Below are 17,323 nucleotides of genomic sequence, written 5' to 3'. Positions count from 1 at the left end.
CAGCGCATCAGGCACCGACGGCGACGGGCGTTCGACGTGCTTTTTCACCACTTACGCGTGCAGCGCCGCCTGCAATGCCTCCACGTCGTGCCGTGGCGGACGCAGCGCGCCCAGGGTGCGGACCAGCTCGCGATAGCTGCGCGCGAGTTGCCCGAACAGGCTGGCGTCGCTGTCGCGGGTTTCGGCGACTTCGGCGTAGGCGCCGCGGCCCAGGTCGATGAAGTAGTCCACGCTGACCCGACGCCGTGCCGCCACGCCGGGGAACAGCCCGGCGATCAGCAGGCAGCCGTCGCCGACCTCACGCAAGGCGTCGGCACGTGCACGCCCCACCTGCTCCTGCGCATGCAGCCACGCCAGCGCCTGGATGCGCGCCAGCAACTGCGCGTCGCGCTGGTAGCGCAGCAGCACGAACACCAGATAGTGCTCGCGCGATTCGTCCAGCGGCCGGCCCAGGCGCTGCCCGGCCTCGTGCACCAGCGCCTGCCACAGCTCGGCCGGCGCCCCCTGTCTGAAAGACTCGTACATGCGTCCTCCTGCGTGGTGGGAACCCTCGCAGGAAGCTTATGCATAACCCGCGCCACACTGCTGGCAATGTCCACGCACAAGTGCCAGCGTTCGCGTGGTGACCAGCGGCGTCATGCGGCGCTCGCAGCTGCGCACTAGGTACCACCTCGCGCAGCGCTCGGTGCCCGGATCGTTCAGGACCTGCGGCGCTTGCGGACGTCGCCGGGCGCCGGCGCAGCGCCCTGCGCCAGGATGCCGGCGAGGATCAGGTCGATCCCGGCGACGAAATCCAGACGGTCGTCGTGCGTGCGCAGCGCGCCGGCCATGCTGCGCACGAACGGATAGGCGACCGGATCGAGCCGCGACCACGTGCCCGCCATCGCATCCAGGGCCTCGCTGCGGACGAGCCCCTGGGTCAGCGCCAACTGCGTGTTGGCCGCGTTCTGCCCGCTCACGCCGAGCAGGTAGTTGAGCAGGGCGGACACCGCCGCCCACTGCGCGGTGTCGGCCACACCGAGCACACGCAGCGGCTGGCCGAGGCCTTCAATGATGCGCACGATCGGCAACTGTCCCGGCGCCTGCCACAGCGCCGACCCGATCCAGGGATGCGCATTGATCGCGTCGAACATGGCCAGGGCCAGCGCGCGGATGGCGGCCTGCGGCGTGGCGCCTGCCGGCGGTGCCGGCAGGCTGCGCGCAATCACCGCGTCGCAGGCGGCGGTCAGCAGATCGCGCTTGTCGGCGATATGTCCGTAGAGGGCGCCCGGTCCGGTGGCGAGCCGTTCGGACAGCGCGCGGAAGGTCAGGCCGGCTTCGCCGTCGCGATCGAGCAGGGCGATCGCCGCGTCGACGATCTGCTCGCGCGACAACGCGGCATCGCGGCGTGACGGGCTGGGGCGTGTCTTGGCCATAGCCGATCTTGACACGGATGGAACGCCATTCCAAGATAATGGAACGACATTCCATTCCGCCCGCGCCGCGGTCTTCGCTGCGCGTGCCACTCCCTCGAGGTCCCGGATGCACACTCCCATCGCGATCATCGGCGCCGGACTGGGCGGGCTCGCGCTTGCCCGCGTGCTGCACCTCCACGGCATCGCCGCAACGCTCTACGAAGCCGAGGCATCGGCCGAGGCGCGCCCGCAAGGCGGCCTGCTCGACATCCACGAATACAACGGCCAACTGGCGCTCAAGGACGCCGGGCTGTACGCGCAGTTCCGCGCGCTGGTGCTGCCCGGTGCGGATGCGAAGCGGGTCGTCGACGCGCACGGGACGCTGCTGGTGGAGCGGCCGGACATCGGCGCTGGCAGCCGGCCGGAGGTGGATCGCGGGCAACTGCGCCGCCTTCTTCTCGATGCGCTTCCCGCCGGCGCGGTGCGCTGGGGCCACAAGCTCGCCGGGGTGTCACCGCTCGGCGAGGGGCGGCATCTGCTGCGCTTCGGCAATGGCGCCACGGTCACCACCGACCTGCTGGTCGGTGCCGACGGCGCCTGGTCGAAGGTACGGCCCTTGCTGTCCGCTGCGATGCCCGCCTACAGCGGCACCACCTTCGTCGAGACCTGCCTGCTGCACGCCGACACCCGGCATCCGGCCAGCGCACACCTGGTCGGCGGTGGCACGCTGATGGCGGTCGCCCCGGGCAAGGGCGTGCTCGCGCACCGCCATGCCGACGGCATGTTGCAGGCCTATGTGGCGCTGGTCAGGCCGGAGGCATGGTTCGACGGCATCGACGTTGCGGTGCCGGCGAGCGCGATGGCGCGCATCGCCGCGGAGTTCGCCGATTGGGCGCCGGCACTGACCGCGTTGATCACCGCCAGCGACACACCGCCAGTGTTGCGTCCGATCCACGCCTTGCCGGTCGACCATCGCTGGGAACACGTCCCCGGCGTGACCCTGCTCGGCGATGCGGCGCACCTGATGTCGCCGTTCGCCGGCGAAGGCGCCAATCTCGCGCTCTACGATGGGGCCGAGCTGGGCAAGGCCATCGCCGCGCATCCCGGCGCGATCGACGCCGCGCTGGCCATGTACGAAGCCGCGCTGTTCGCGCGCAGCGCGCCGTTCGCCCGCGAATCGCAGCGCAACCTCGCCCTGTTCTTCGACGATACCGCGCCGCAGAGCCTGGTCGATTTCTTCAACGGCATCGCCGCCTAGCGCTCAGCGGCAGCCCGGGCGGCGCCGCGGCGGAATCGCCACCACGGCACTTTGCCTGCGCATTGCCGGCATGCCGAACGCGCCCGGGCGCGCTTACTCCACCGTCACCGACTTGGCCAGGTTGCGCGGCTTGTCCACGTCGGTGCCGCGCGCCAGTGCGGTGTGGTAGGCGAGCAACTGCACCGGCACGGTGTGCAGCACCGGGCTGAGCACGCCGGCGTGGCGCGGCGTGCGGATCACGTGCACGCCTTCGGATTCGTTGAAGTTGCTGTCCTGGTCGGCGAACACGAACAGCTCGCCGCCGCGCGCGCGCACTTCCTGCATATTCGACTTCACCTTCTCCAGCAGGGTGTCGTTGGGCGCGATCACCACCACCGGCATGTTGGCGTCGACCAGCGCCAGCGGGCCGTGCTTGAGTTCGCCGGCCGGGTAGCCCTCGGCGTGGATGTAGGTGATTTCCTTGAGCTTGAGCGCGCCTTCCAGGGCGATCGGGTAATGCAGGCCGCGGCCCAGGAACAGCGCGTTGTGCTTGTCGGCGAAGCGCTCGGCCCACACCGCGATCTGCGGTTCCAGGTTGAGCACGTGCTGCACGCTGCCGGGCAGGTAGCGCAGTTGCTCCAGGTACTCGGCCTCCTGCTCGGCGCTCAGCCGCCCGCGGCGCTTGGCCAGCACGCAGGTGAGCTGGAACAGGGCCGCCAACTGAGTGGTGAAGGCTTTGGTCGAGGCCACGCCGACCTCGGCGCCGGCGCGGGTGTAGAGCACCATCGCGCTGGCGCGCGGGATCGCGCTCTCGGGCACGTTGCAGATCGACAGGGTCTTGGCATGGCCCAGTGACTTGGCGTACTTGAGCGCCTCCATCGTGTCCAGGGTTTCGCCGGACTGGGAGATGGTCACGATCAACTGCCGCGGGTTGGCGCAGGCATCGCGGTAGCGGTACTCGCTGGCGATCTCCACGCTGCACGGCAGCCCGGCGATGCCTTCGATCCAGTAGCGCGCGGTCAGGCCGGCGTAGTAACTGGTGCCGCAGGCCAGGATCTGCACGGCGTCCACATCGGCCAGCAGCGCCTCGGCCTTGCTGCCGAACAGCGCGGTGTCGAAGCCGCCAGCGTCGAACAGCGCCTCCAGGGTGTCGGCCAGCGCGCGCGGCTGCTCGTGGATCTCCTTCTGCATGAAGTGGCGATACGGGCCCAGTTCCAGCGACGCCAGCGACACGTCGGAGACGTGCGGCTCGCGCTGCACCGGCTGGTCCTGCGCGTCGTACACCTGCACGCCGTCGCGGCGCAGTTCGGCGGTATCGCCTTCTTCCAGGAAGATCACCCGGCGCGTGGCCTGGATCACCGCCGAGACGTCGGAGGCGATGAAGTTCTCGCCCTCGCCCAGGCCGATCAGCAGCGGGCAGCCCATGCGCGCGCACACCAGCAGATCCGGGCGCAACTTGCTGACCGCGGCCACGGCATAGGCGCCGGTCAGTTCCTTCACCGCCGCCTGCAGCGCGCCGAGCAGGTCGCGACCCTGCTCGATGTAGTGGTGGATCAGGTGGGCGATGACCTCGGTATCGGTCTGCGATTCGAACACGTAGCCGAGCGCGGTCAGGCGCTCGCGCTGCTGTTCGTGGTTCTCGATGATGCCGTTGTGGACCAGGGCCAGGTCGCCGTGGCTGACGTGCGGGTGCGCATTGGCCTCGGTGACGCCGCCGTGCGTGGCCCAGCGGGTGTGGCCGATGCCCAGCGGCGCGTGCAGTCCCTCGGCCTGCGCGGCGCTTTCGGTCTCCGCCACGCGGCCGGTGCGGCGCACGCGGCGCACCTGTCCGTCGGCGATGGCGGCGATGCCGGCCGAGTCATAACCGCGGTATTCCAGGCGTTTCAGGCCTTCGATCAGGACCGGAACCACATCGCGATCCGCGATCGCACCGACGATACCGCACATAGCCACGCCCTTCCCGAAAAGTCCGCCATTCTAGCCAAGTCCGCTGAATGTCTCGCCGCTGTCCGCTACCGGACACAGGGCGAGTCACCCATTCCCGAGGATGCCGCGTTGGTTCTGGCAGGCTCGGGGTTAGTGACACGCCCTAGTGTCCGCGAACGTGTCCGCGGACACCCGGACACCTGTCCGCGCCGGCCACACCCATACAATTCAATGGCTTGCAGTTGGCACGCATCGTGCGATGGAGTCCCCATCCTCACCACTGCGATCGTCCGATGATCCGTGACACCTCCGCCCAGGACCAGGTTCTCGCCCGCCCCCGCTCCGCCGCCTGGCGCCGCTGGCTGTGGCCCGGGGCGATCGCCGCGCTGGTGCTGCTGGGCATCGCCTTCGCCGCGCGCGGCTGGATCGCCGGCAGCCGCTCGTTCGACGCGCAGCGCGTGCGCATCGCCACGGTGACCCGCGGCGACCTGGTCCGCGACATCTCCGCCGACGGACGCCTGATCGCCGCCAACAGCCCCACCCTGTACGCCATCTCCGGCGGCACGGTGACCCTGAAGGTGGTCGCCGGCGATGTGGTCAAGCAGGGCCAGGAGCTGGCCGAGATCGACAGCCCGGAACTGCGCAGCAAGCTGGCGCAGGAAGAGGCCACCCTGGCCGGCCTGGAAGCGGAGGCCGGCCGCGCCGACCTGGACGCGAGCCTGGCCCGCGCCAACGCCAGCAAGCTGATCGACCAGGCGCAGATCGAGCGGCAGGCCGCCAGCCGCGACCTGGAGCGCTACCAGCGCGGCTACGCAGGCGGCGCGGTGCCGCAGGTGGAACTGGCCAAGGCCCAGGACACGCTGAAGAAGGCCGACATCGCGATGAGCCATGCGCAGAAGGATTCCGGCCTGCAGGCGCAGGGCGCCTCGCTGGACGCGCGCAACAAGCGCCTGCTCGCCGAGCGCCAGCGCGCGGTGGTGGCCGAGGTGCAGCGCCAGGTCGACCTGCTGACCCTGCGCTCGCCGTTCGACGGCCAGGTCGGCCAGGTGCAGGTGTCGCAGCACACCAACGTCGCCGCCAACGCGCCGGTGCTGAGCGTGGTCGATCTGTCCAAGTTCGAACTGGAGATCAAGGTGCCGGAGAGCTTCGCCCGCGACCTGGCGATCGGCATGCCGGCGCAGTTGACCAGCGGTGCCGGCGAACCCTTCGCCGGGGCGATTTCGGCGGTGTCGCCGGAAGTGGTCAACGGCGAGGTCAACGCCCGCATCCGCTTCACCGACAAGCAGCCGCCGGGCCTGCGCCAGAGCCAGCGCATGAGCGCGCGGGTGCTGCTGGATACCCGCAAGAACGTGCTCAAGCTCGAGCGCGGCCCGTTCGTCGAACAGTCCGGCGGCCGCTACGCCTATGTCATGGACGGCGACTCGGCGGTGCGTCGCCCGGTCGAACTGGGCGTCACCAGCCTGGGCGAGGTCGAAGTGCGCTCGGGCCTGCAGCCGGGCGACCGGGTGGTCGTCTCCGGCAGCGATCTGTTCGGCGACGCGCCGCAGGTCACGGTGCATTAGAAGCCGGGATTGGGGAATCGGGATTGGGGATTCGCAAGCCTCTCTCGTTTTCCTTTCCTGGCCACTGATTCCGAATCCCAACATCCCCAATCCCCAATCCCCGCTCCACCACCACAGGAACTCATGCCATGCTCGAAATGCGCGCCGTCTCCAAGGTCTTCCGCACCGAACAGGTCGAGACGCATGCGTTGCGCTCGCTGGACCTGCATGTCCGCGAGGGCGAGTTCGTCGCCGTCACCGGGCCGTCGGGTTCGGGCAAGACCACCTTCCTCAACATCGCCGGCCTGCTGGAGACCTTCACCAGCGGCCAGTACCTGCTCGACGGCCAGGACGTCAGCAACCTCAACGACGATGCGCGCTCGCGCATGCGCAACCAGAAGATCGGCTTCATCTTCCAGGGCTTCAACCTGATCCCCGACCTCAACCTGTTCGACAACGTCGACGTGCCGCTGCGCTACCGCGGCATGGGCGCGGCCGAGCGCAAGCAGCGCATCGAGGAGGCGCTGAGCCGGGTCGGGCTGGGCTCGCGCATGAAGCACTATCCGTCCGAACTGTCCGGCGGCCAGCAGCAGCGCGCGGCGATCGCCCGCGCCCTGGCCGGCAGCCCGCGCCTGCTGCTGGCCGACGAACCGACCGGCAACCTCGACTCGCAGATGGCGCGCGGGGTGATGGAACTGCTGGAGGAGATCAACGCGCAGGGCTCGACCATCGTCATGGTCACCCACGATCCGGAACTGGCCGCGCGCGCGCAGCGCAACGTGCACATCGTCGACGGCCAGGCCACCGACCTTCAGCGCGACCCGGTGCTGGTGCAAGGCGGCAGCGACGCCGCGGCCACGCGCTGACCGGCACGGCGACGGCGCGGAGATCGACATGCTCGGCTACTACTTCCAGCAAGCGTGGCGCAGCCTGCGCCGCAGCCCGGTACTCACCGCGCTGATGGTGCTGTCCATCGCCGTGGGCATCGGCGCGGCGATGACCACGCTGACGGTGATGCGGTTGCTCTCCGGCGACCCTCTGCCGGGGCGCAGCCAGCAGATCTTCTTCGCGCAACTGGATCCGCGCCCCAGCAACGGCGCCAACCAGAAGCCGTACGACAAGCTCGACTACCCCTCGGCCATGGACCTGTGGAAGCGCGCGCGCGCCGATCGCCAGGCCATGGTCGCCGAGAGCGAGATCAAGCTGCGTGCGCCGGACAGCGCCGCACCGGCCTTCATGACCCAGTTGCTGATGACCCAGGCCGATTTCTTCCCGATGTTCCAGGTGCCGTTCGCCTACGGCAGCGGCTGGCGCGCGCGCGAGGACGAGGACCGGGCGCGGGTGGCGGTGATCTCCTCCGACCTCAACGCCAAGCTGTTCGGCGGACGCAACAGCGTCGGCCGCACGCTGCTGGTGCGCGGCACCGCGGTGCGCATCGTCGGCGTGCTGGCGCCGTGGCGGCCGTCGCCGCTGTTCTACACCTTGGCCGGCGGCAGCTTCGCCCATGGCGATACCGGCAGTTTCTACGGACGGCCGCAGGACGTGTTCATGCCGCTGTCCAGCAGCCTGGAGGTCAACGACGGCCACATCCAGCCGTGGACCTGCTTCGGCAAGCCGGACGCCAACATGGATCTGCGCAACGCACCGTGCGTGTGGCTGCAGTTGTGGGTGCAACTGGACACGCCGGCGAAGATCGCCGACTACCGCCGACTGCTGGCCGACTACGCCGCGCAGCAGCATGCCGCCGGCCGCATCGGCCGCGCCGATACCGCGCGCCTGCTGTCGCTGCCGCAATGGCTGGACCACAACCGCGTGGTGCCGGGCGACGTGCGCCTGCAGAGCTGGCTGGCGCTGGCGTTCCTGGGCCTGTGCCTGTTCAACAGCGTCGGCCTGCTGCTGGCCAAGTTCCTGCGCCGCGGCGGCGAGATCGGCGTGCGCCGTGCGCTGGGCGCCTCGCGCCGCGCGATCTTCGCGCAGTGCCTGACCGAGGCCAGCGTGATCGGCCTGGTCGGCGGCGCCGGCGGTTGGCTGCTGACCCTGATCGGCCTGTGGAGCGTGCGCCAGCAGCCCACCGCCTACGCCGACCTGGCGCACCTGGACCTGACCACGTTCGCCGGCACCTTCGCCCTGGCGATCGCCTGCAGCCTCGCGGCTGGCCTGTTCCCCGCCCTGCGCGCCAGCCGTATCGCGCCAGCCATGCAACTCAAGAGTCTGTAACCGGGGCCCGCGACCATGCATATCACGCCCATCCTCAGCGCGCTGTCGCGCCATCGCATTGCGGCCACGCTGATCGCGCTGGAAGTGGCGCTGGCCTGTGCGGTGCTGTGCAACGCCTTCTTCCTGATCGGCAACCGCCTGGAGCTGGTGCATCTGCGCAGCGGCATCGACGAGTCCGCGCTGGGCCTGGTGACGCTGTCCGGCTGCGACGGCTGCAACGCTGCCGACGTCAACGCGCGCGCGCTGGATGCGGTGCGGCGCACGCCCGGCGTGCGCGCGGCCGGCGCCATCAACACCGTGCCGTTCGCGCCGCCGGTGTTCAACAACGGGCTGTGCCTGGACCAGGACTGCACCCAGGTCGGCGGCGTGCCGCACTTCTACATGCTCAGCCCGGGCGCCGTCGCCGCGCTGGCGCTGAAGCCGGACAGCGGCCGCGCGTTCGCCGACGCGGACTACCAGCCGCTCGTCAACGGCGTCCCGACCGCGGCCGGCGTGTGGATCACGCGGGCGCTGGCCGCGCACCTGTGGCCGGGCCAGGATCCGCTGGGCAAGGAATTCTGGGCCGGCGGCCATTTCCGCGTGATCGGCACGCTGGCGCATCTGGCGCGTCCCGACCCCGGCCGCAGCGAGGATGGCGTGATCGGCAGCGACTGGTCGGTGGTGATCCCGGTGCGCGAGGCGGAGCAGTCCGGCACCTACGTGCTGCGCGCCGATCCGCGCGACCTGCCGCGGGTGTTTGCGCAGGCGCGCGCAGCGGTGGCGCGGGCGGTGCCCGAGGCGGTGCTGGACAACGCCAACAGCCAACCGCTGGACGCGCTGCGCCAGACCTATTTCCAGAGCGACCGCGCGATGACCGGGCTGCTGGTCGCGATCATCGTCGCGATGCTGCTGGTGACCGCGCTGGGCATCGTCGGCCTGGCCAGCTTCTGGGTGCAGCAGCGCACCAAGCAGATCGGCATCCGCCGCGCGCTCGGCGCCACCCGCCGCGACATCCTGCGCTACTTCCAGACCGAGAACCTGCTGCTGGTCGGCGCTGGCGTGGCGCTGGGCATGCTGCTGGCCTACGGCGGCAACGTGCTGCTGATGCAGGTGTTCGAACTGGAACGGCTGCCGGCCAGCTACCTGCCGGTCGGCGCGCTGCTGCTGTGCGCGCTCGGCCAGCTCGCCGTGCTCGGCCCGGCCCTGCGCGCCGCCGCCGTCGCCCCCGCCATCGCCACCCGCAGCGCCTGACCCGGAGCCCGCATGTTCGCCTACTACCTCCGCCTGGCGCTGCGCAGCTTCGGCCGCAACCGCATCCTCACCGCGCTGATGGTGCTGGCCGTGGCGCTGGGCATCGGCGCGTCGATGACCATGCTGACCGTGCTGCATACGCTCTCCGGCGACCCGCTGCCCGGGCGCAGCGCCACGCTGTTCCATCCACAACTGGATCCGCGTCCGCGCAACCTGCCCAGCGCCGACCCCGAGCCGCCGGACGAGCTGACCTGGCAGGACGCGACCGCGCTGTATCGGGCGCAGGCGGCGCCGGCGCAGACCATGACCAGCGCGAACTGGCTGCCGGTGCGCCAGACCGTGCCCAACAGCCCCCTGCGCATGCTCACCACGCGCGCCGCCACGGCCGACCTGTTCGGCATGTTCGGCATGCGCTTCCTGTACGGCAGCGGCTGGAGCCGGCGCGACGACAGCCAGCGCGCGCCGGTGGTGGTGCTGAGCCGCCAGCTCAACGACGCGCTGTTCGGCGGCGCGGACAGCGTCGGCAAGACCCTGACCATCGCCACCCGCCCGTTCAGGGTGATCGGGGTGATCGACGCCTGGAACGCGCAGCCGCGCTTCTACGATCTCAACTCCGGCGCGTACACGCCGCCGGAGGAACTGTACATGCCGTTCGAGACCTGGCTGGACCTGCCGCAGGACTACGGCTACGGGCCGATGCAGTGCTGGGGCAAGGATGGCGAGGCCGGCCTGCACGATCCCAAGGCCGCGCAATGCACCTGGGTGCAGTACTGGGTGCGGCTGGACACGCCCGAGCAGGTGCGGCGCTACCGCGCGGCGCTGGAAGCCTACAGCGCGCAGCAACGCCAGCTCGGCCGCTTCGAACGCACCCCCAACACCCGCCTGCGCAGCCTGGTCGACTGGCTGGACTACAAGCGGGTGGTGCCGGCCACGGTGCGCATGCAGACCTGGATCGCCTTCGGCGTGCTGCTGGTGTGCCTGCTCAATGCGGTCGGCCTGCTGGTCGCCAAGTTCATGCGCAAGGCCGGCGAGATCGGCGTGCGCCGCGCGCTCGGCGCCAGCCGCCGCGCGGTGTTCGCGCAATGCCTGGCCGAATCGGCGCTGATCGGCTGCCTGGGCGGCCTGCTCGGCATTCCGCTGACCTGGATCGGCCTGTGGCTGGTGCGCCAGCAACCGGTGGCCTACGCGCAGCAGGCGCATGCCGATCCCGCGATCCTGGGCATCGCCCTGGCGGTGGCCACGCTCTCGGCGCTGGCCGCCGGCCTGTGGCCGGCCTGGCGCGCCTCGCGCATCGCCCCCGCCCTGCAGGTGAAATCGCTATGACCCCGCTGCCTCCGGTACGCCCCATCCTGTCCGCCCTGGGCAGCCATCGCGCCGCGGTGGTGCTGATGGCGCTGCAGATCGCCCTGACCCTGGCGGTGCTGTGCAACCTGGTGTTCATCATCGCCCGCACCTACCAGCGCGTGCAGACCCCGACCGGGGTGATGGAACAGGATATCGGCCTGATCCAGAGCATCAGTGTGGTCGGCGAGCCGGGCAGCATCAGCAGCGTCGGCCGCAGCCTGGACCTGCTGCAGGCGGTGCCTGGCGTGGAAGCGGCGGCGTTCGGCACGCCGCCGCTGTGGGGCCCGACGCAGGCGCAACTGTTCCTGCAGCCGCAGGCCACGCAACCGGTCGCCCGTGCCCGCCTGTTCCTCGGCAGCCAGGGCCTGAACCGCACGCTGGGCATCCGCATCGTCGCCGGCCGCGACCTGCGCGATGCGGAGCTCACCGGCGCCTCGGACCTGTTCGGCGCGCCGCCGGAGATCGAGCGGCGCCTGCCGGCGCTGATCACGCCCTCGCTGGCCGCCAAACTGTTCCCCGGCACGTCGCCGCTGGGGCGCACGCTCTACACCAGCACCTTCAACCAGCCGGTGCGCCTGGACATCGTCGGAGTGATGGCGCCGGTGCGCGGCGAGATCACAGGTCACGACGACGATGCCGATGCGCTGCTGGCCGAGATCCGCATCGGCAGCGAAGGCTGGGGCGGCGGCTACCTGATCCGCAGCACGCCCGGGCAACTGGCGCAGGCGTTGCCGCGCGCGGCCGCGGCGATGCAGCGCGCCAACCCGACCTACGTGCAGCAGCGCGTGAGCACCATGCAGGAGCTGCGGACCGAGTACTTCAAGAGCGACAGCGCAGTGGCGCGGATGCTGCTGGCGATCATCCTGATCCTGCTCACGGTCACCGCGCTGGGCATCGGCGGGCTGGCCAGCTTCTGGGTGCAGCAGCGCACCCGGCAGATCGGCATCCGCCGCGCGCTTGGCGCCACCCGCGGCGACATCCTGCGCTACTTCCAGACCGAGAACCTGCTGATCGTCGGCGGCGGCGCGCTGCTCGGCGCGGTGCTTGCCTACGTCATGAACCAGTGGCTGATGCAGCGATTCGAACTGGAGCGGCTGTCTTCGCCGACCGTGCTCACCGGCATCGTCGCGGTGTGGCTGCTCGGCCAGCTCGCCGTCCTCGGCCCGGCCCTGCGCGCCGCCGCCGTCCCACCCGCCACCGCCACCCGCAGCGCCTGACCCCGGAGCTCCCATGTTCGGCTACTACGTCCGCCTCGCCTTGCGCAGCTTCCGCCGCAACACCGTCCTCACCGCGCTGATGGTGCTGGCCATCGCCTTGGGCATCGGCGCCAGCATGACCACGCTGACCGTGTTCTACGTGCTCTCCGGCGACCCGATTCCGCAGAAGAGCGATCGCCTGTTCTACGTGCAGGTGGATGCGCAGCCCAAGGCCGGTTTCCAGCCGGGCGAGGAACCGGATTCGCAGAACACGCGCTTCGATGCCGAGGCGCTGCTGCGCGAGAAGCGCGCCAAGCGCCAGGCGCTGATGACCGGCGGCAGCGTGGCGATCGAACCGACCAAGAGCGGTCTGAAGCCGTTCAAGTCGGAAGTGCGCTTCACGTCGGCGGACTTCTTTCCGATGTTCGACACGCCGTTCCAGTACGGCCACGGCTGGACCGGCACCGAAGACGAGCGCCACGACCGCGTGGTCGTGATCAGCAGGAAGCTCAACGAGAAGCTGTTCGACGGCGGCGACAGCGTCGGCCGCGAACTGCGCATGGACCAGAACACCTTCCGCATCGTCGGCGTGCTCGACACCTGGGAGGTCAAGCCGCGCTTCTACGACGTCACCAACACCTATGGGTCGGACGAACAGGCCTATCTGCCGTTCTCGGTGGCGATGGATCTGAAGATGGACCGCAACGGCAGCATGAACTGCTTCGGCGACAGCAACGGCGACCAGACCGCGCTCAATGCGCCGTGCGCCTGGGTGCAGTACTGGGTGGAACTGGAGAACCCGGCGCAGGCTGCCGACTACAAGGCCTACCTGGAGAACTATTCGGCCCAGCAGCGCGCCGCCGGCCGCTTCCAGCGCCCCAACAACGTGCGCCTGCGCAACGTCATGCAGTGGCTGGACCACAACGAAGTGGTGCCCGGCGACGTGCGCCTGCAGCTATGGCTAGCGATGGGCTTCCTGCTGGTGTGCCTGCTCAACACCGTCGGCCTGCTGCTGGCCAAGTTCCTGCGCCGCAGCGGCGAGATCGGCGTGCGTCGCGCGCTCGGCGCTTCGCGTGGGGCGATCTTCGCGCAATGCCTGGTGGAGGCCGGCGCCATCGGCCTGGCCGGCGGCGTGGCCGGTCTCGGCCTGGCCACGCTCGGTCTGTGGGCCGTGCGCCAGCAGCCGGCCAGCTACGCCAAGCTGGCGCACCTGGATCCGAGCATGTTGGCACTGACCTTCGCGATGGCGGTGGGCGCCAGCCTGCTCGCCGGCCTGTTGCCGTCGTGGCGCGCCATCCAGGTCGCGCCCGCCCTGCAGCTGAAGTCCTGATCCTGCGCGCCCTGCGCCTTCCACGCATTCTCACAAGGTCATCGCCATGGATATCCGCCCCATCCTGTCCACCTTGCGCCGCCACAAGACCGCCGCCGCGCTGATCGTGCTGGAGATCGCCCTGGCCTGCGCGATCGTCTGCAATGCGCTGTTCCTGATCGGCAACCGCATCGAGACCCTGCACCGGCCCAGCGGCATCGCCGAGTCGGAACTGGTGACGATCTCGCTGGGCGGCATCGGCCAGCAGGTCAACGCCGCCGCGCGCACCCGCGAGGACCTGGCCGCGTTGCGCGCGGTGCCCGGCGTGCGCAACGCCACCGTGCTCAACCAGGTGCCGTTCGTCCACTACTCCTGGAACACCAGCCTGTCGCTGAGCGCGGACCAGGAGCGGCCCACCCTCAATGCCGCGCAATACATGGCCGAGGAAGGCACGCTGAAGACCCTGGGCCTGAAGCTGGTGGCCGGGCGCGATTTCGCCCCCGACGAGTACATGGATCTGGAAGCCGCGCAGACCGACAAACGGATCCAGGAGAAGGGCACCGCCATCATCCTCAACCGCGCCACCGCGGAGAAGATGTTCCCGGGGCAGAACGCGCTGGGCAAGACCGTCTATACCGGGCCGGTGGGCGCCCGCGTGGTCGGCATCGTCGAGACCCTGGCGCGGCCGACCGCTACCAGCGGCCTGGCCGAGATCGACTACGCGATGCTGCTGCCGTTCCGGCTGAACTACACCGACGGGCTGTACGTGCTGCGGGTCACCGACCCGGCCCGGCGCCAGGAAGTGCTGAACGCGGCCACCGCGGCGCTGATGAAGGTCGACAGCAGCCGTCTGGTACTCAAGCAGCAGACCTACAGCGAGATCCGCGACGCCTACTTCCAGGGCGACCGCGCGATGGTGTGGCTGCTCGGCGCGGTCTGCGTCGCGTTGCTGATCGTCACCGCGCTGGGCATCGTCGGCCTGGCCAGCTTCTGGGTGCAGCAACGTACCAAGCAGATCGGCATCCGCCGTGCGCTCGGCGCCACCCGCGGGCAGATCCTGCGCTACTTCCAGACCGAGAACTTCCTGCTGGCCAGCACCGGCATCGTGCTCGGCATGCTGCTGGCCTACGCCATCAACCAGTGGCTGATGGGCAAGTACGAGCTGCCGCGGCTACCGCTGGCCTACCTGCCGATCGGCGCGGTGGCGCTGTGGCTGCTCGGCCAGCTGGCGGTGTTCGCGCCGGCCCGCCGCGCCGCCGACGTGCCGCCGGCCGTGGCCACCCGCAGCACCTGATCCATCCCCTTGGCCGGCTCCGGCCGGCCTTTTTTCTTCAGGACGCCCGATGTTCGGCTACTACTGCAAACTGGCGCTGCACAGCTTCGGTCGCAACCGCCTGCTGACCGCACTGATGGTACTGGCGATCGCGGTCGGCATCGGCGCGTCGATGACCACGCTGACCGTGTTCCACGTGCTGGCGGCCGATCCCATTCCCGGCAAGAGCGCGCAGCTGTTCAACGTCGAACTCAACGTCGAGCCGGACGACCGTTACGATCCGAACGACACCGACCCGCAGCAACTGACCCGCCGCGATGCCGAGGCGCTGCTGCGCGACAGGCGCGGCGACCGCCAGGCGATGATGTCGGCCGGCAGCGTGACGGTGGTGCCGGCGCAGCCGCAGCTGACCCCGTTCGGCGCCGAAGCGCGCTACACCAGCGCCGACTTCTTTCCGATGTTCGCGGTGCCGATGCGCTACGGCCACGCCTGGACCGCGGACGACGATGCCCGGCGCGCGCGTGTCGCGGTGATTTCGCGGCGGCTCAATACCCAACTGTTCGGCGACGCCAACAGTGTCGGCCGCCAGCTCCAGATTGGCGATACCGTGCTGCGCGTAGTCGGGGTGATCGACGCCTGGGACATGAACCCGCGCTTCTACGACCTGACCAACACCGAGTATGGCGACAGCGAGGACGTGTTCGTGCCGTTCTCCACCGCGCGCGACCTGGACCTGGACGTCAGCGGTTCGATGTCCTGCTGGGGCGACCATGCCGGCAACAGGACCAGTGCGAACGCCCCCTGCGCCTGGATCCAGTATTGGGTGGAACTGGACAGCCCGGCCAAGCGCGCCGCCTACCTGGACGCGCTGCAGGCCTATGCGCGGCAGCAGCGCGACGCCGGCCGCTTCCACCATCCGCCGGACATCCGCCTCAGCGACGTGATGACCTGGCTGGACCGCAACCACGCCGTGCCCTCCGACGTGCGCCTGCAGGTGGGGCTGGCGCTGGCGTTCCTGGGCATCTGCCTGCTCAACACCGCCGGGCTGATGCTGGCCAAGTTCCTGCGCCACAGCGGCGAGATCGGCGTGCGCCGCGCGCTCGGCGCCTCGCGGCGGACGATCTTCGCCCAGCACCTGATCGAAGCGGCGGCGATCGGCCTGGCCGGCGGCGCCGGCGGCCTGCTGCTGGCCTGGATCGGCACCTGGCTGGTGCGGCAGCAGCCGGCCGACTACGCCGCGCTGGCGCACCTGGACGGCCGCATGCTGCTGCTCGCCCTGGCGATGAGTCTTGGCAGCGCGCTGCTCGCCGGCCTGCTGCCGGCCTGGCAAGCGATGCGCGTGTCCACCGCCCTGCAACTCAAGTCGCAATGACGCGCCGCGCGCGCCCTCTCCGCCAGGAACTCCCACCGTGTCCCTCCATCCCATCCTCTCCAGTCTGCGCAAGCACCGCGTCGCCGCCAGCCTGATCGTGCTGGAGATCGCTTTCAGTTGCGCCGTCGTCTGCAACGCGCTGTTCCTGATCAATCAGCGGCTCGAACGCATGCAGCGGCCCAGCGGCGCCGCCGAGCAGGAACTGGTGCAACTGCGCAGCCGCAGCGTGGTCAGCGACGGCAACAGCGCCGCGCAGACCCGCGCCGACCTGGACGCACTGCGACGCATTCCGGGTGTGCGCGAGGCCAGCATCATCAACCAGCCGCTTTTCGGCGATTCGCTCGGCTACAGCGGCGTGTCGCTGCGCCCGGACCAGGAACGCAGCACCCTGCATGCGGTGCAGTACTTCGGCGACGCGCGGCTGCTCGATACCCTAGGGCTGCATCTGGTCGCAGGGCGCCGCTTCGCGGACGACGAGTTCATCGACGACGCGCAACTGCGCGATCCGGTGGCCAAGCGCATCCCGCCCTCGGTCATCCTCAGCCAGTCGCTGGCGCAACGCCTGTTCCCCGGCCAGAACGCCGTGGGCCGCACCATCTACGTCTACGGCGAACACCGGGTCGTCGGCGTGGTGCAACGCCTGGTGCAACCCCGCGAAGGCGGGAACGTCGGCCACTACGAGGACACGATGCTGTTCCCGGTGAACGTTCCCTACGATCGCGGCACCTACCTGCTGCGCGTGCGCGACCCGGCACAGCGCGAGGCGGTGTTGCGGCAAGCCAAGGCGACGCTGTCGCAACACGGTCCACGGCGGATGGTGAAGGGCGGCAAGACCCTGCAACAAGCGCGCGCGGACTACTACCGCGACGACCAGGCGATGGCCTGGCTCCTGGTCGGCGTGTGCGTCCTGCTGCTGCTGGTCACCGCGCTGGGCATCGTCGGCCTGACCAGCTTCTGGGTGCAGCAGCGCACCAAGCAGATCGGCATCCGCCGCGCGCTCGGCGCCACCTGCACGCAGATCCTGCGGCATTTCCAGCTGGAGAACTTCCTGCTCGCCAGCGCCGGCATCGTCCTCGGCATGCTGCTGGCCTACGCCGCCAACCTGTATCTGATGAGCGCCTACGAACTGCCGCGGCTGCCATTGTGGTACCTGCCGGTCGGCGCGTTGGCGCTGTGGCTGCTCGGCCAGCTCGCGGTGCTGCTGCCCGCACGCCGCGCCGCCGCGGTGCCGCCGGCGGTGGCCACGCGCAGTGTCTGAGCGAACGCGGCCACCGTTCAAACGAG

General features: G+C 70.0%; 14 protein-coding genes. 11 read left to right on the top strand and 3 right to left on the bottom strand.

Features of this window, described 5'->3' with window-relative positions; translation table 11 throughout:
- Positions 1–51: 51 nt before the first annotated feature.
- Positions 52–525: a hypothetical protein gene (locus RAB71_RS03420; protein ID WP_010343809.1), complete on the bottom strand. Its 474-nt coding sequence runs from the start codon at positions 523–525 to the stop codon at positions 52–54.
- A 173-nt stretch (positions 526–698) separates the two neighbouring features.
- Positions 699–1,415: a TetR/AcrR family transcriptional regulator gene (locus tag RAB71_RS03415; protein WP_010343808.1), complete on the bottom strand. Its 717-nt coding sequence runs from the start codon at positions 1,413–1,415 to the stop codon at positions 699–701.
- Between the two features lie 106 nt (positions 1,416–1,521).
- Between RAB71_RS03415 and RAB71_RS03410 the strand changes: the two genes are divergently transcribed.
- Positions 1,522–2,652, top strand: a complete 1,131-nt coding sequence (locus RAB71_RS03410) for an NAD(P)/FAD-dependent oxidoreductase (RefSeq protein WP_010343807.1) — start codon at positions 1,522–1,524, stop codon at positions 2,650–2,652.
- A 93-nt stretch (positions 2,653–2,745) separates the two neighbouring features.
- Here RAB71_RS03410 and glmS read toward each other — a convergent pair whose 3' ends face one another.
- Positions 2,746–4,578 carry a glutamine--fructose-6-phosphate transaminase (isomerizing) gene (gene glmS / locus RAB71_RS03405; RefSeq protein ID WP_010343806.1) on the bottom strand — a complete coding sequence of 611 codons (1,833 nt, stop codon included), beginning with the start codon at positions 4,576–4,578 and terminating at the stop codon, positions 2,746–2,748.
- Between the two features lie 272 nt (positions 4,579–4,850).
- On the opposite strand from glmS, the gene RAB71_RS03400 reads away from it, so the two are divergent.
- The 10 genes from RAB71_RS03400 to RAB71_RS03355 all read left to right on the top strand — a co-directional run bounded on the left by RAB71_RS03400 (position 4,851) and on the right by RAB71_RS03355 (position 17,297).
- Positions 4,851–6,119, top strand: a complete 1,269-nt coding sequence (locus RAB71_RS03400) for an efflux RND transporter periplasmic adaptor subunit (RefSeq protein WP_010343805.1) — start codon at positions 4,851–4,853, stop codon at positions 6,117–6,119.
- 128 nt (positions 6,120–6,247) lie between these two features.
- Entirely contained in the window at positions 6,248–6,964 is a 717-nt protein-coding gene (locus RAB71_RS03395; protein WP_010343804.1) for an ABC transporter ATP-binding protein, read from the top strand.
- A gap of 28 nt (positions 6,965–6,992) precedes the next feature.
- Entirely contained in the window at positions 6,993–8,315 is a 1,323-nt protein-coding gene (locus RAB71_RS03390) for an ABC transporter permease (protein ID WP_010343803.1), read from the top strand.
- A gap of 15 nt (positions 8,316–8,330) precedes the next feature.
- Positions 8,331–9,545 (top strand): ABC transporter permease, encoded by a 1,215-nt coding sequence (locus tag RAB71_RS03385; RefSeq protein ID WP_010343802.1) that lies wholly within the window; start codon positions 8,331–8,333, stop codon positions 9,543–9,545.
- 12 nt (positions 9,546–9,557) lie between these two features.
- Entirely contained in the window at positions 9,558–10,868 is a 1,311-nt protein-coding gene (locus tag RAB71_RS03380; protein WP_010343801.1) for an ABC transporter permease, read from the top strand.
- A complete protein-coding gene (locus RAB71_RS03375) occupies positions 10,865–12,106 on the top strand; it encodes an ABC transporter permease (protein ID WP_010343800.1) in 1,242 nt (413 codons plus the stop codon). Before RAB71_RS03380 ends, RAB71_RS03375 begins: the two co-directional genes overlap by 4 nt.
- A 13-nt stretch (positions 12,107–12,119) precedes the next feature.
- Positions 12,120–13,415: an ABC transporter permease gene (locus RAB71_RS03370; protein ID WP_010343799.1), complete on the top strand. Its 1,296-nt coding sequence runs from the start codon at positions 12,120–12,122 to the stop codon at positions 13,413–13,415.
- A 46-nt stretch (positions 13,416–13,461) separates the two neighbouring features.
- A complete protein-coding gene (locus tag RAB71_RS03365) occupies positions 13,462–14,688 on the top strand; it encodes an ABC transporter permease (RefSeq protein ID WP_010343798.1) in 1,227 nt (408 codons plus the stop codon).
- Between the two features lie 49 nt (positions 14,689–14,737).
- Positions 14,738–16,039: an ABC transporter permease gene (locus RAB71_RS03360; protein ID WP_010343797.1), complete on the top strand. Its 1,302-nt coding sequence runs from the start codon at positions 14,738–14,740 to the stop codon at positions 16,037–16,039.
- A 37-nt stretch (positions 16,040–16,076) separates the two neighbouring features.
- The gene (locus RAB71_RS03355; RefSeq protein ID WP_010343796.1) at positions 16,077–17,297 is read left to right on the top strand and encodes an ABC transporter permease; all 1,221 of its coding nucleotides are present in this window, start codon (positions 16,077–16,079) and stop codon (positions 17,295–17,297) included.
- Positions 17,298–17,323 lie beyond the last annotated feature (26 nt).

It is taken from the genome of Xanthomonas sacchari, assembly GCF_040529065.1.
GTDB classification, from domain to species: Bacteria; Pseudomonadota; Gammaproteobacteria; order Xanthomonadales; family Xanthomonadaceae; genus Xanthomonas_A; species Xanthomonas_A sacchari.
This window is presented reverse-complemented; position numbering and strand designations above follow the sequence as displayed.

What these genes read in the sequence shown, in the direction of transcription:
- RAB71_RS03420 (WP_010343809.1), bottom strand. Translation starts at nt 525, where the DNA reads ATGTACGAGTCTTTCAGACAGGGGGCGCCGGCCGAGCTGTGGCAGGCG.
- RAB71_RS03415 (WP_010343808.1), bottom strand. Translation starts at nt 1,415, where the DNA reads ATGGCCAAGACACGCCCCAGCCCGTCACGCCGCGATGCCGCGTTGTCG.
- RAB71_RS03410 (WP_010343807.1), top strand. Translation starts at nt 1,522, where the DNA reads ATGCACACTCCCATCGCGATCATCGGCGCCGGACTGGGCGGGCTCGCG.
- glmS (WP_010343806.1), bottom strand. Translation starts at nt 4,578, where the DNA reads ATGTGCGGTATCGTCGGTGCGATCGCGGATCGCGATGTGGTTCCGGTC.
- RAB71_RS03400 (WP_010343805.1), top strand. Translation starts at nt 4,851, where the DNA reads ATGATCCGTGACACCTCCGCCCAGGACCAGGTTCTCGCCCGCCCCCGC.
- RAB71_RS03395 (WP_010343804.1), top strand. Translation starts at nt 6,248, where the DNA reads ATGCTCGAAATGCGCGCCGTCTCCAAGGTCTTCCGCACCGAACAGGTC.
- RAB71_RS03390 (WP_010343803.1), top strand. Translation starts at nt 6,993, where the DNA reads ATGCTCGGCTACTACTTCCAGCAAGCGTGGCGCAGCCTGCGCCGCAGC.
- RAB71_RS03385 (WP_010343802.1), top strand. Translation starts at nt 8,331, where the DNA reads ATGCATATCACGCCCATCCTCAGCGCGCTGTCGCGCCATCGCATTGCG.
- RAB71_RS03380 (WP_010343801.1), top strand. Translation starts at nt 9,558, where the DNA reads ATGTTCGCCTACTACCTCCGCCTGGCGCTGCGCAGCTTCGGCCGCAAC.
- RAB71_RS03375 (WP_010343800.1), top strand. Translation starts at nt 10,865, where the DNA reads ATGACCCCGCTGCCTCCGGTACGCCCCATCCTGTCCGCCCTGGGCAGC.
- RAB71_RS03370 (WP_010343799.1), top strand. Translation starts at nt 12,120, where the DNA reads ATGTTCGGCTACTACGTCCGCCTCGCCTTGCGCAGCTTCCGCCGCAAC.
- RAB71_RS03365 (WP_010343798.1), top strand. Translation starts at nt 13,462, where the DNA reads ATGGATATCCGCCCCATCCTGTCCACCTTGCGCCGCCACAAGACCGCC.
- RAB71_RS03360 (WP_010343797.1), top strand. Translation starts at nt 14,738, where the DNA reads ATGTTCGGCTACTACTGCAAACTGGCGCTGCACAGCTTCGGTCGCAAC.